12 protein-coding genes and 3 pseudogenes are annotated in these 14,243 nt (G+C 31.5%); 3 read left to right on the forward strand and 12 right to left on the reverse strand.

What is annotated here, in order from left to right:
• Nucleotides 1-160: 160 nt before the first annotated feature.
• A complete protein-coding gene (locus RBB48_RS26525; RefSeq protein WP_088063512.1) occupies nt 161-1,129 on the reverse strand; it encodes a YbgA family protein in 969 nt (322 codons plus the stop codon).
• A gap of 465 nt (nt 1,130-1,594) precedes the next feature.
• Here RBB48_RS26525 and RBB48_RS26530 point away from each other — a divergent pair, with 465 nt between their 5' ends.
• Both RBB48_RS26530 and RBB48_RS26535 read left to right on the forward strand, forming a co-directional pair.
• Complete coding sequence (locus RBB48_RS26530) at nt 1,595-2,110, forward strand: DUF3231 family protein (RefSeq protein WP_087986148.1); 516 nt, start codon at nt 1,595-1,597, stop codon at nt 2,108-2,110.
• Between the two features lie 172 nt (nt 2,111-2,282).
• Nucleotides 2,283-2,630 carry a WGxxGxxG family protein gene (locus RBB48_RS26535; protein ID WP_088063511.1) on the forward strand — a complete coding sequence of 116 codons (348 nt, stop codon included), beginning with the start codon at nt 2,283-2,285 and terminating at the stop codon, nt 2,628-2,630.
• Nucleotides 2,631-2,829: 199 nt separating this feature from the next.
• Here the strand turns inward: RBB48_RS26535 and RBB48_RS26540 are convergent, their stop codons facing one another.
• The 11 genes and pseudogenes from RBB48_RS26540 to RBB48_RS26595 form a co-directional block, all read right to left on the reverse strand.
• Complete coding sequence (locus RBB48_RS26540; protein ID WP_060488911.1) at nt 2,830-3,483, reverse strand: TetR/AcrR family transcriptional regulator; 654 nt, start codon at nt 3,481-3,483, stop codon at nt 2,830-2,832.
• 24 nt (nt 3,484-3,507) lie between these two features.
• On the reverse strand, nt 3,508-4,527 hold the full coding sequence (locus RBB48_RS26545; RefSeq protein ID WP_088063510.1) for an ABC transporter permease: 1,020 nt from the start codon (nt 4,525-4,527) through the stop codon (nt 3,508-3,510).
• Nucleotides 4,524-5,249, reverse strand: a complete 726-nt coding sequence (locus RBB48_RS26550) for an ABC transporter ATP-binding protein (protein WP_048546950.1) — start codon at nt 5,247-5,249, stop codon at nt 4,524-4,526. Before RBB48_RS26550 ends, RBB48_RS26545 begins: the two co-directional genes overlap by 4 nt.
• A gap of 177 nt (nt 5,250-5,426) precedes the next feature.
• Nucleotides 5,427-5,678, reverse strand: coding sequence for a hypothetical protein (locus RBB48_RS26555; protein WP_000548621.1), 252 nt, complete (start codon nt 5,676-5,678; stop codon nt 5,427-5,429).
• Nucleotides 5,679-5,886: 208 nt separating this feature from the next.
• Nucleotides 5,887-6,150 (reverse strand): annotated as a pseudogene (locus tag RBB48_RS26560) (metallophosphoesterase); the annotation flags it as partial.
• A gap of 115 nt (nt 6,151-6,265) precedes the next feature.
• Nucleotides 6,266-7,702, reverse strand: coding sequence for an MBL fold metallo-hydrolase (locus RBB48_RS26565; RefSeq protein WP_088063509.1), 1,437 nt, complete (start codon nt 7,700-7,702; stop codon nt 6,266-6,268).
• A gap of 66 nt (nt 7,703-7,768) precedes the next feature.
• Nucleotides 7,769-8,968 carry an FAD/NAD(P)-binding oxidoreductase gene (locus RBB48_RS26570; protein WP_088063508.1) on the reverse strand — a complete coding sequence of 400 codons (1,200 nt, stop codon included), beginning with the start codon at nt 8,966-8,968 and terminating at the stop codon, nt 7,769-7,771.
• Between the two features lie 2,102 nt (nt 8,969-11,070).
• Nucleotides 11,071-11,211, reverse strand: a complete 141-nt coding sequence (locus RBB48_RS26580; protein ID WP_179195152.1) for a hypothetical protein — start codon at nt 11,209-11,211, stop codon at nt 11,071-11,073.
• A gap of 150 nt (nt 11,212-11,361) precedes the next feature.
• Nucleotides 11,362-11,490, reverse strand: a pseudogene (locus RBB48_RS26585) (D-alanyl-D-alanine carboxypeptidase); the annotation flags it as partial.
• A gap of 402 nt (nt 11,491-11,892) precedes the next feature.
• On the reverse strand, nt 11,893-12,870 hold the full coding sequence (locus RBB48_RS26590; RefSeq protein ID WP_306008375.1) for a DUF4179 domain-containing protein: 978 nt from the start codon (nt 12,868-12,870) through the stop codon (nt 11,893-11,895).
• A gap of 3 nt (nt 12,871-12,873) precedes the next feature.
• The gene (locus RBB48_RS26595; protein ID WP_088063405.1) at nt 12,874-13,404 is read right to left on the reverse strand and encodes an RNA polymerase sigma factor SigX; all 531 of its coding nucleotides are present in this window, start codon (nt 13,402-13,404) and stop codon (nt 12,874-12,876) included.
• Nucleotides 13,405-14,112: 708 nt separating this feature from the next.
• Here RBB48_RS26595 and RBB48_RS26600 point away from each other — a divergent pair.
• A pseudogene (locus tag RBB48_RS26600) lies at nt 14,113-14,243 on the forward strand (spore coat protein); the annotation flags it as partial.

Raw genomic sequence — 14,243 nt, forward strand, 5'->3', positions numbered from 1 at the left:
CAAACATTACGAATTAAAAGACACGAATATTAGTTAGACAATTGCTATAATTCTGTCATAACTTAATTTTAAAACAGATTCTGTACTAATGCACAAAAAAATTCCTACATTGTTCTACAACAACATAGGAGTTTTCTTGTCGAATTATGTAATTTATTGTTTAATAATCTCTACCTTTTCCCGAATCAGAAATTTCTACTAAAGCTTCAGGGTAAGGTTCAAAATATGTTTGTCTTAATAAATACTTTTCGTCAAATCGAATGGCCCATGATTTTAAAATTGCAAGTAAGCTACTAAGCGGGACTTTCTTTTCTATATACTTTTGTATCAAATCTAAAAAATGATCTTTTTCTTGTTTTTTCAGCTTAGTTTTAAAATATCCAAAAATATGCTCACATACATTTACATTCGATGTATAGCGGGGTGTGCGCATAAATAATTCATATAAAGTCTTCTCATAGTTTTCAAATACCACTTCAATCGTTTCATTTTTTTGGTTTGCAATAATACGCCCCAATTCCTTTTGTTTTACCTGATTATATGCCATAAATAAATACTTATAGTCTGATTGAAATGATACGAGTTCTTTTATGTTTTTAGTATGTTTAATCATTTTGTAATGCGCGATTGTAAACAGCCTTGTAAAGAAATGTTCTCTAATAATAAAATTCGACAATCTACCCTCTTCTTCAATTGGAAGATGCGAAAAATTTTTTATTACTGCTCCGCCAAATAAGCCAGATCCCTTTCCTTTTGCTGGTGCTTTTTCAAAACCAGAATAAATTTTCACATCACGCGTACCACAACTCGGCGAACGATTCTTTAAAATAAAACCATCCACATCAGATACCGTTTGTAAAAAGACATATGAAAATTGCTCCATTTTTTCAGTTACATCTTCTCGTGTCGACGGCTGTACAAGCCTATTCACACCATTTTCTTCTACAATTCGTATCGTTTCACGAGGAGTCCCCAATCCGATCTCGACTTCTGGACAAACAGGTATAAATGTAACAAATGGCTGCAAATTTCGTATTGTTACATCTGGTATCATCTCTGCATTATAACGACAGGCATCAAATTCTAAACATTTACTTACAACTATTGTTGGTTTTGCAAATTGCCGCATTTCATTACCTCCATGGTATCAATCCATACAATCTAAATTGTACTGATATTAGTATCTTAAGCAAAGTCTGTTTATATTGATTATTTTTATAATAACTATAAATTCAATGCCATATCAACTGCAATTCAAATCTATTTCGTATATGTATTAACAAGTTCTTGTACAAACTTGTTAATACATTTTTGTCTAAACACAATCCATCTTTACTAGCATAGTTACAGATTCTTTCCTCTCCTCTTTACATTTAAATTAAAATAAGTCTTAATACGAATTTTAATCCCAAGTTATTTGGAATATATTCTTTATATTTGTACATTATAGACTGAGAAAGTATTACTTGTAGTTAGGGTGTTCCAAATGAATTTTAGAAACCTACTTTCTTTATTACGGAACATTTTCAGAAGCATTTTTTCTTTGGTAAAAAATATTTCAAAAAATCCATTCATTTTAAGGAGGCATATTAAAATGGGAGTATTAAGTGGTAATCCCCAAAATGAACCAATGCATTACGGAGAAGTCTTTGCAATTTGGAGTTATCTTGCAGGGGCACAAGGTGCAATTGCTGGTTACCAAGTTCTTGTCAATCATTCTGGAGACGAGGACTTAAAAAAGTTTTTAGAAAATCTTATAGAAAATGATATCCAATCAGAAGTTGAAGAACTAAAAAACTTGTTAAAATCAAACGGTGTGGCATTACCACCGGCACCTCCAGAGCGTCCAGTTGCATCTATTGAAACAATCCCTCCTGGTGCTCGTATTAATGACGCAGAAATTGCAGCTAAAGTTTCTATGGATCTTGCTGCTGGACTAGTAGCATGTAGCCAAGCGATGGGACAATCACTTCGAGAAGACGTAGGAATGATGTTTGGACAATTCCATATGAAAAAGGCACAAGCAGGTGCTACCTTACTACGGTTAAATAAGAAAAAAGGCTGGATTATTCCTCCTCCTTTACATGTTCTTCAATCTGATCAAGCATAACATGGCGTAAGCGGTTAACTTTTGTTAACCGCTTCGTTGTATTTACCTGTCCTTTTAATAATGGAGATTAAAGATAGTTCTAATAATTTTAACTTTATGATTTAGATACTGTGATACGAATAATGTACAAAAGCAATGGAGAAATTAATACATAAGAAAGGAGGGGAAATTTATGAAGAAAAAATTATCATCTATTTTAAGTGTTTTAGCACTATCTATTATATTTTTAGGCACATCTGCCCAAGCTGAATACGATGGAAATCATATGAATAGAGTTAATAACACTGATATGTCAACTCGAGTTAATGACAATAACTTGAACAGAGTTAATGATAATAACTTGAACAGAGTTAATGATAATAACTTGAACAGAGTTAATAATGATGTGAGAACTCGAAATGTAAATACGACAAATGATTTAAATAATAATCATGATAGAAATAATAATTGGGCTTGGCTGGGTTTATTAGGTCTAGCAGGATTATTAGGTCTTAGAAGAAGAGACAAAGAAGTACGTTAATCTAGAATGTTTTTCGTAAACAAGTACTTATTTATCAAAATTGTATAATGAATATAAATCGCCTTTTTAAAGGCGATTTATTATTTGCTTAAAAATAGTATATGTAATTCACACATCAACATATTTTTACTTATGATTAAACCTATTAAATTACATTTATTTAAATACCAAAAATCAAACCCCTAAAATGTTGTTATAGTTAGATTCGTGGCGTTAATCCATACAATATAAATTGAATCGTATTTTCAATTTCCACTTCATCATCCCATTTTTCTTCAGGCAATAATAAAAATCGTGTTAATAGTAAACCTAATACAGCTGATAAAGTAAGACGTAATACAGAAGATGGTGGTATCTCAATAATTTCTCCTTTATCTTGAAACTTCACAATCAACTTTTTGAAATGTGAAAACAGTTCCGTTTCTACTAATTGTTGTATTTCATTTTTTAGCTCTGGTTGAAATGGTACTTCTTGAATTAATATTTTAATCATAGGAAAGTGCTTTTGAGCAAATTCAAATCTATTATGAATGACAACTCGTAAAAGTCCCTCATATGATTCATACTTCGATTTAAATATTTCCTTTGCAAAGGCTTGTACGAAAAATGGTGCAGCAAACTTTGTTAATGTCGGCATGACGACTGCTAACAATAAATCTTTTTTCGTTTTATAGTAGCGGAAGATTGTTCCTTCCGCTACACCAGCACGCTTTGCAATTTCACTTGTAGAAGTTGATGCATATCCTTTTTCTCCAAACATATCAACAGCTGCCTCTAAAATACGCATTTGACGTTCATTTCGTTTATCCGTATTAGTTGCGGCAATTAATTCATCCAACCAATCCTTCTTCATCTATAATACCCCTTTGTATCATCATTATATTTTCCGATGTTTCTTTAATGCAAATACATTCCCTATTGCAAATAATAGAGAAAAAAGTAGTAATACAGTTAGATCTAACGCAATCTCTGTAAATCCTTGATTTCGAATCATCACTTGTCTCATTGCGTCAGCTCCATATGTGAGCGGAAATAATTTCCCTAACATTTGTAGCCACTTATTCATAGATTCAATTGGAAACAACCCAGAAAAGAAAATTTGTGGCACAATGACAAGCGGTATAAATTGAATCATTTGAAATTCATTATTTGCGTATGCTGATAAAAATGTCCCTAAAGTTAGTGCTGTTAAAGAAAGCATACATGTAATAAGTAGCGTTAGCCATATGGAGCCAGCTACATACAAGTCTAAAATATAAACTGAAAAATTCACGATTATAATTGATTGTATAAATGCAAAGATTCCAAAACCAATAATATATCCTACAACTATTTCCCATCTTCTCACTGGAGTGGACAATAACCTCTCTAATGTACCACTTAAACGTTCTCTAACAAAAGAAACTCCAGATAATATAAATACAAAGAAAAATGTAAAGAAACCAATCAATACGGGGCCAAGCCCATCAAACATTGTAAAGTCTTTAGAGCCATGTAAGTAATTTACTTCAGGCTTCATAACTGATACATCATTCTTTTCTGAACTCTTTTGTAAAACTTGAAGTACAGCACGATTTTTTGATGAATCACTTCCTTCTAATAAAACATTCATTTTCCCATTCTCTAAATAAATTACTGCATCTACCTTTTGCTGTTCTAACTCTGAAATTGCTTTCTCTTTGCCATATTCATAAATTGAGGCTTCTTGAGTTTTCATTGTTTTTACAATAGGAGCAGGCACATCAACTACAGCAATATGCGGTACATAGTCTTTTTGTGTAAACACTAGAGACAATAACCAAAGTAATAACATTGGTGCCCCAAACATCATCGCTAACGAACGTTTATCTCGAAAAAATTGGCGAATAATACGAATGATTACACCAGTAACTCTCATGATAGGGCCACCTCTTCCAACAAAAAGACATCTTCAATCCGTCCTGATGATACCCGTTTTTTCAATTCTTCAGGTGTTCCAGTCGCAACTAGCTTTCCTTCTCTAATCAACCCTAAACGCTCACAAAACTCAGCTTCATCCATAATGTGCGTCGTTACAATAATAGTTGTGCCTTTCTTTTTCAAATCATAAAATTTTTCCCAGATTGTTTTTCTAAGAAGTGGATCTATCCCCACTGTTGGCTCATCTAAAATTAATATTTCAGGTTCATGAAGGAGTGCTATCGCTAATGATAAACGCTTCTTCATCCCACCTGAAAAATGCTGCACTTGCTGTCTTATATGTTTTGATAATTGTACAAGGTCAAAAACCTCTTCGATTCTTTCTTTTTTATGTTTTCCTTTTAATCCATACATCGTTGCAATAAAATCTGCATTTTCATATGCTGATAGTTCTTCATATAATGCATCAGCCTGAGCCATATAACCAATTCTTTTCATTTCATTTAAATTAGGCATGTTCGTGTTGTATACAAGCACTTCACCTTTCGTTGCCTCATTAATACCTGCAATCAATTTAATAAGAGTCGTTTTCCCTGAACCTGAAGGCCCAACTAAACCAAATATCTCTGCTTTTTCAACTTGCAATGAAAGATTGTGTAAAACTTCTTTTTTCCAAAAACTTTTTGACACGGTTCGTAAAATAATAGCAGGTTGCTGCATGTATTCTTCCCCCTTTTCAAAATGAGTGAGTACTCACTTTCATTTTACTCTTGCGTAATTATATGTCAAACTTCATTGATTAGTATGTATTTTCAATCTTAAACAATGAAACAGAGTCGACATTAGAATTTCATTTCTTAAAGTCGACTCTGTTTCATTTAAATTATATATTTCATTTTACGTTTTTAAATTCATATATTTTCTAATTCTAGCAACATCTAAAGAATATTCGATAACTAATTGCTGTAACGGTAAAATAACTGTATCAGGATATAAATGTGCATATTGTAATGTTTCTGCATATTTTTCTAACCTTTTTTCTAAATACTTTATAATTTGATCAGGATGACTTACTAATAAACATTTACAATAATAATGTATTTGTTCCTCAATCGCCGTATACTCTTCAATTTCATATTCTTTATGCATGTATACACCCCTTTAAGTTTTTTACTGAATTGCTTATCACACTTTTCACTCGACTAATTTTTAAGTTTTTTGATTATTTACACTATAACAAACTCTCCGGGTCAAATTTTGTTACTTTATGTAACGTAGAAAATTTTTAACAAAACTGTAATGTTAACTTGTATAAAATGCATATGGCCTATTTTTTCTGTACAAAAAGTCGTACAGTTCAATTTAACTGTACGACTACAAGTTCTGGCCTATTAAAAATTCTTTGCGGAATGATACTATTGCCTAATCCTATACTTACTACCATAGACGTATTTTGTTTTTCATATAAACTGGTTGTATATTTAGGTAAAACACCTTGATTTGGAGCCACTAATTTGCTGATAAATGGTAACCTAAATTGTCCACCATGAGCGTGTCCTGATAAAACTATATCTATTTGCTCATCAGCATAATTCTGAATAAATTCAGGTCTATAGAATAAATCATCTATTTCTCCTATTTTAATACACTATCTAACTGTATTGCTCCTATATATAGATATACCCCTATGTAATCCGCAATTTTCCTTATCGGATAAATTAATAAAAATTATTTCCCTACACATTGCGATTACATGTTATATAAGGAAGCTCTTCTTTTTTCCATGCAAGAAATCCTCCCTTTAAATTCACTACTCCCTTTATACCTGCTCTTTGTAAAATACTAGCTGCTATAGCGGAACGCAATCCGGTTCGACATTGTAAAACTATTGGGCAATCTTTTGGTATACAATCTAGCTGCTTAAATAGATTTCCTAAAGGGATATGTATTGCATCATGAAGATGTCCTTCCTCCCACTCTTTTTTACTACGCACGTCGATTACCTTAACACTTCCACTTTTTATATGCGGATATAATTCGATTGATGTGTCTTCTTTGTAACTTTCTAATCTATTAAATCTTTGTATTACCTTTACAGGTACAAAAGCAATAATATTATCTAGCCCAATAGATTCAAAGTCTCTAATAACTTCCTCCACTCTAACCTTTTCCTCATCTAGAATGATTAAAGTTTCTGTTTTATAATCTAGTAACCATCCACACCAAGTTGTAAAGGAATTGTTATAAGGTATGTTAATTGATTTCTCGATGTGACCAGAAGCAAAACTCTCTACATCCCTTATATCAACTATTTGCTGAACACTCCTCATAACTTCTTGAAGTTTTTCTACTGTATCAATAGCAATAACTTCTCTCTTCTTACGAATTGGAGGACCAGACTTATTTAAATTCTTCATTAATGAAAAATACTTTGGAGGCTCTGGTTGTCCCCTCAATAAAGTCGATACAAAATCACTTTCTTCATTACACTGAAATGCCCAATTGAACATCTTTTCATAACCTAATGTAGAAGTTGGAATTGCTCCTAATGCTTTTCCACATGCGCTTCCTGCACCATGTGATGGCCATATTTGCAAATAATCAGGGAGTATTTTTATTTTTTGTATAGAATTAAATAATTGTTTCGCTCCTATTTTTGCAGTATTTTTCATACCTACAGCAGTTTCTAATAAATCCGGTCTTCCTATATCTCCTACAAATATAAAATCACCTGTGAATATTCCCATTGGCTTATCATTCGTATAATTATTTTGACTTGTATCAGTTACTAAAAAAGAAATACTTTCAGGCGTATGCCCTGGGGTGTGAATTACATTAAATTTTATATGACCTATTTTAAACTCTGTGCCCTCTCTAACCAATTTGTATCGACCTTCGTTAAGATATTGATATTTCCAATCACAATTTCCTTCATCAGATACATATAACTTTGCATGATAAAGATTAGAAAGTTCTCTAGACCCAGAAAGAAAATCTGCATGAATGTGAGTTTCAGCCGCAGCAATTACTTCCATTCCCTCTTTCTTAGCAAATTCTATATATTGTTCTATATAGCGATCTGGATCAATTACAATTGCTACGCCTTCCTTCTGACAACCGACCAAATAGGAAGCATGTGCTAATTTTTCATCATAAAAATATTTTAAAAGCATAGCTATTCCCTCCAAATAGTTATTTCAAATTACTTTTCAATTTGTATAACTGCTTTCTATCTTCTCCTATAGCATCCCTTTCAACATAAAATTCCAATACATATAGGGCAACATATATCTTTTAAGTAAAAACATACTATATCGTTCTTTCGCTTGATTAAACGGAAATGTTTCTTGAGGCTCATGTTCATAGTTAAATTCAGCGAGTATAAGACTTTTATAACCTGTAACAATCGGGCAGGATGTATATCCATCATATTTAGCATGCAAGTCTCTTCCGTTAAGTACGTCCATAATATTTTGTTTTAAGACAGGTATTTGTTTTCGAATTGCCGCTCCAGTTTTAGAGGTGGGTAAATTGGTACAATCTCCAAGTCCGAAAATATTCTTATACTGTATATGCTGCAAAGTATAAGGGCTTATATCTACCCACCCCTGAGAATCACTTATCTCACTCTCTTTAATAAAATTAGGTGGCCCCATTGGTGGAACAACATGGATCATACTGTATGGTACAGTTTCTCTTTTCAGTGTTTGCGTATCTTCAAAAATTGCTTCTCTTTTTTCGGCAATAATTTCTACTAAGTTTTTATTATAATTCGTTATAATTTGCTTTCTTTCTAGTACTTGTTCTAATGTATTAGCATAACGTGGAACCTGAAATATATTAGCGTTCGCCGTATAAAACATTACTTCACTTTTGTTTCTTACACCGCTATTAGAAAAATACTCTTCTGCTAAATACATAATCTTTTGTGGAGCACCACCGCATTTAATAGGAGTGTTTGGGTGGGTAAAAACTGCATTTCCTCCTTTAAATTTTTCAATTTCTCTCCAAGTAGAATCAACATATTTATAAGAGTAATTGCTACAAACCCCATTAGTCCCAATAGATTCCTTTAAGCCTTTAATGCCGTTCCAATTTATTTGTATACCGGCTGCTACAATAAGAATTTCATACTCAAGCAGCAGTCCATCATCTAAAAGCAGCTTATTTTCATCCGGAAACAACTTAACAACACTTTTAGGAATCCACGTTGCACCTTTTGGAATAAGCACTTCTTGATCACGCATCGTACTTTCCTTTGAAACAATTCCTCCCCCCACTAAACTCCATAGTGGTTGGAAATAATGTTTTTTTGATGGATCAATAATTGCTATATCTTCTTTCAATAGGGGTACATTTCGTAACAAATGTGCAGTAGAAGATATTCCTGCAGTCCCAGCACCAATTACAATAATTTTATAACTATCTCTGGTCTTCATTATCCTCTTCCCATCTAAATTTGATTTTTAAAACAACTAATTCGCAGCCGTATTTTCATTGTATTAACATTATTATAAGTTAAAAACACCACCCTTTTATCTGACTTAATTGAAAATTTTGTTAACTTTACCATCAATTTTACTTTATGCGTAAATCCCCTATGCTACTTCCATCTTTTATATTTTTCAATACTAGTCTTTGCCCTATCTTACTTTTATTACAGTTTCTCTCTACACTCAAAGCTATCTTTATCTTCTTTTTCGAAGAATACCTCGTTACTTGTAATTGGAATTTAAAAGTTCGAATAGTTTTTCTTAATTGTATAGATTTATATAATCGGATAGAGGGAATTCCATTTAAATATGGAAGGTTTTTATATCGCGCTAAGTATTCATGTAAAAAATTACTAATTACATGGAAATTAGCAACGATCCAAATTCAATTGAGTGAAATTATTGAGGTTACCGAAGATAATATATGCTGATGTTGAAAAAGGAGAAGTAAACCTTATTGGTAAAGTAGAATTATCTATTATTTGCTTTCAATAAAATAGCCCTTTTAAATATAATAAATGCATAAGTATTGCTGTATTGATTAATCTTAAAAATAAACAGATTTGAATTATTCGCTATTCTAAAGAATATTTCAAATTTCATTATTTAATGCTTACAAAAAGAGCACTAAAAATCAGTGCTCTTTTTTATATTTAATTGGGGGTCTTATCGCATGTCTATCAAGCTAAGATTTTAAAGTACCCCCATAACGAAACCAACATCTCTAGCAAGATTCCGTAAGGTATTTGGAGATAAAAACCTTTGAATCTCTTGAGCAAATAGTTGTAATTCATCAGACACAGAAACAGACATAAAAAACGCCATCCTTTCCTATGATTCTACAGAAAGAATAGCGTATTTTTTCATTTTATGGAGAACTAATTATTTCTTTTTTTATAATAAGAAAGGAAATTTATTATCATATTAATTAAACATATAAAGATAAATGAGTACTTAAAAATAGTACTTTTATAGTTTCCAAAAAACAAAAATAGTATAGCTAAAAGTGATAGTATGCTAATAATTAAATGATACATATATTGAGACTGTTTCTTCATTAATCATTCCCATTATTTATTTAATATGATAATATACAGATTATATATTATCATAGAAGAAATTAAAATAAATAGAATATGCCTAATTGCATATCTAAATAGCGAAATACCACCACATACCTCATTAGCTTAAGAAAAAATAAGCAGACTTTTCAAAGGAATCACCTGTAGATAAAGAAAATTTTTATTTAGGGGGTATTTCAAAACCTTTGCTTGATAGCGATGGGGTAGCACCACATGCCCATCAAGTTAAGGAGACGAATTTCCCCAAAAATGAAAAAACCGTTATTCTTTCAGTGAAATACTTGAAAGGATAACGGTTTTTATGGTTCTCTCGCTTTCTGAATAAGCCCGTTGAATATGAATAACTGAGATATGTTTCACTCTTAAAATCACTGAATTACTTTTGAACTAGCACTAGGTCTAGCCAGGGTTTCGCCTCATTGTACAAAATTGGATTGTTTTGCGGCGTGTAGTAGGTAAGGATTGCAACTGCCTGTGATACGACCCATCCGCGGGCCCTTGCCAATGTAGCATCGTCCGTACGGATAGCATCAATTTTGATATTCATGAACCATTGGTTTCCTTTCACTCTTGTGCATGGTATCTTTCCTCCTTTAAATTTTTTATTTCTTTATTTAGTTGTTATGCAATATGTGATACACCTATATCAAAGATGTTAAACCTAAATCATCAAAAATTTCACACAATATATTATTAATATTTTCGAATATAAAAATAATGTCACAAGAACTTTTCTTTGATAAAAGCGTTACAATAACGATTTGTTTGGAAGACAAGTTCATTGTCTTATAGAAAACTTCTATTTAGAAAAAGTTAAACAGGGAGTACAAGATACTTCTTTGATTTAATTAAATCAAAGGAAAATAAAAAAACACTCCTTTTCAAAGAGTGCTTTTAAAAAATATATAATCTAATAAGAAACTAAATGTACAAACCTTGTATAAAAGATGATTTTATAGCATCTTTTTAATACCCATGTCCACCTTGCCAACCACCATGTCCGCCTTGCCAACCACCGTGTCCGCCTTGCCAACCACCGTGTCCACCCGGCCAACCACCGTGTCCACCTTGCCACCAGCCTGCATAGCCTTGTCTCTGTGAGTTCATTCCTTCGCATCCCTTCTTATTAAAAACTCAAATACTGCAACTGGGTATTCTCTAAATATAATTATGTATCCCAAAAATAAATGTATCCGCAAACATCTCGATTATTGGTAAAGTAATTATCTAATAAAAAAAGCATTTATCATTGCAAAACTAAGCTCTATTGTTTTTTACTTTTCCTAAAACAATTTTTGCTATTTCGTTAGCATATTTTTTAAAGTCAAATCCATCATAGTTACTTAGTATTGCTACAGATAAATATTCCTTTTGAAACCGCATAAAGGGGTACCATCACATGCCCGTCAAGCTAAGATTTTAAAATAACCCCAAAACGAAAAAATGAGCTTTTTTGTCACAAGTTAGCACAAAATTTCGTTTTGTGGTGACTTGTTTTCTTAAGTTGATGGCGATGGGGTCACCATATCAAAAAAAGAAAATTGTACGTTTAGACATATTTTAGATACAAAATAACCGATTCCTTATATGTTAAGGAACCGGTTATTTATTTTCCTACTGTTTTAGGGAGTTTTTTCTTGTAATGATCTTTTATTTATGATTTAAGGTTATAAACTTAAATCATAAATAAAAGATAGAGTAAAAACTGTATAAGAAATAAATGTAACGAAAACAAGAAAACATATAAACTGAGCATTAGATACATATTGTTCTATTCTTTTTTTCATTTTAATTAGTTTTATTTATCAAATGTGAAGTATCAATTTGAAATTGACCTTTCCAAGATCCAATTACTTTTCCAATTCTATTTATATTTACATCTAAAGTAAGGGGCTGTTTAAACTCGTCTCTTCCTTCATTAACTATAACAAATGTAGAAACACCTTCGGGTCTATCATTATCACGAATACCTATATCATTTAATTTTTTACCTGCTGCCATAAGTTCAAAAGGAAGATGATCATCTGAATCATGGATAAATGATAGTCTCCCATCATTTTTAATCTCAGGGTTTTCCTCTTGTTGCCCATTAATTTTACCATCATTTGCGAGCTCTAATCCTGATGTATCAAATTCAAATGGTACTAAACTTCCGTCAGCTTTTTCCATTCTATAATGAACTGATATACGTAAATCTGATATATATAATTCTTTGAGATGTACAGTAATACCTTGATCTGTAATTTTTTCATCAATAGGAATATATTTACCATTCTTCATCATATCTTGTGTGACACCATTTTCATCTGTTATTCCTTCATTTACAACTTTATCATTTGTAATTGCATCAGAAAAATATGAGGCAACATTTGTAGCCGCCACTTGTACTTGTGGAATCATTGCTGTTGTGAAAAGTGCTCCTGCAGCTACTGCTGTATAAATGAAACGTTTTGATTTTTTACTCATGTTTGTAAATAGTCCCTTCTTCTGTTGTTTTTTATGATTTATATTAGAAACATTGTCTAGCTTGGAACGACTTTCAAATGTTTTCCATGCTTGTTCTACATCAATTTTGATTTCTTGTGGTGAATTTGAAGATTCTCCATCTAGCATTATGTTTTCCCAGTTGTTTAATTTACTGATTTCTACTAATAAATCTTGGCATGCTTCACATGTATCTAGGTGCTTTGTGAATTCCTTTCTTGTATCATGAGAAAGTTCTCCATCAATATATGTTTGAATAAATCCGATATCATAACATTTCATTTGTTACGCCTCCTCTATTTGTTTATAAATCTTGCGGAATTTCATTTTGGCTCGGACTAATAATGTTCCAATAGAAGATATTTCAGTTTGAAGTATTTCTGCAATTTCTTTATATTGAAAACCAGAGAATTTCATTAGTAAAAGGGTTCGTTCTCGATCATTCATTTTATTTAGTATTGTTTGGACCTTTGTAATCTCTTCTTTTCTTATCCAATCATCGTCTAATGATGAAACATTTTGTACTTCATGGTATTGTATTTCTTTATCAATCTTCGCTTGATACCTTTTTTCAGATCGCAAATGGTTATAAGCTACATAGGTAGAAGATTTAATCAACCATCCCGGTATGTTTTCAATTACTTTCCAATCGCTACGATATAATTGTAAAAATACTTCTTGTGCTAACTCTTCAGCGATAGATTGATTTTTAACAATCCATATGATCTGTTTTAAAGCGTAAGCATAGTACTGCTTAAATAAATCTTCAAAATTCATATCAGAAGCAGGACTTTCTTCATTTTCTATTGTTAACATGTTAGTTTAAACCTCACTTTCAATTTGATGCCTATATTATAGAGAAACCAGAAAAACGGATTTTGTGACAGTTTTTCTGATTATTTTTTTGTTATGTACTAAAAAAGCATTCATCTTATTAAAAGATAAATGCCAAAAGGGATATGAAAACATAAAACTATAATTATAACTTTTGCAGTAGTTTTCTATTAATGTAAAAGAAAACAGTTAGTTTGTTGTTTTTTCATTTTTTGTATGGTGGATAGTTTTTCTTCTGTTTCTATTGGTTTATTTTGATTCAAATTATCCCTCTCCCATTTTATTACGTACATCTTCTCAGAATTGTTCTTATTAACTGTAAAATAATTGCATAGCTACTATTGAGTCTAATACTTTATTTTAATAAAAACTATTTTATAATATGAAACCTCATGATTAGTCTACATTTTAATATTCAATAAATTAGAAAGATGAGGGATAAGGAACACTTTTAAATTAACTAGGTTTAGTCTAATACATTTTTTTAATGGGAACAAGAATGTGAGGAATCCCCAGAACGAAAATCTTATCGTTCTGGGGATATCCTTTAATTTTAACTTGATAGACATAGGTAAGACTCTTAATTTAGTAATTTGCGTAGTACAAGCCGTAACCAAATCTATTGATCTGACATACCATATGAAGGTAACTTTAAATCGATAAAAAAGTTGTAAAGGAGGTGAATATAAAGTGGCATCATTTGAAATTGGAGCAAGATCTCTTTTCAATTTTCGAAACCAACGTTTTTTCTTATTAGTTGAAGATGAAATTACAATTCCAGATAAAGGTGTAGAAATTGATCCAGTTAATATCTACGAAAT

It is taken from the genome of Bacillus sp. MMSF_3353 (assembly GCF_030733445.1).
GTDB classification, from domain to species: Bacteria; Bacillota; Bacilli; order Bacillales; family Bacillaceae_G; genus Bacillus_A; species Bacillus_A wiedmannii.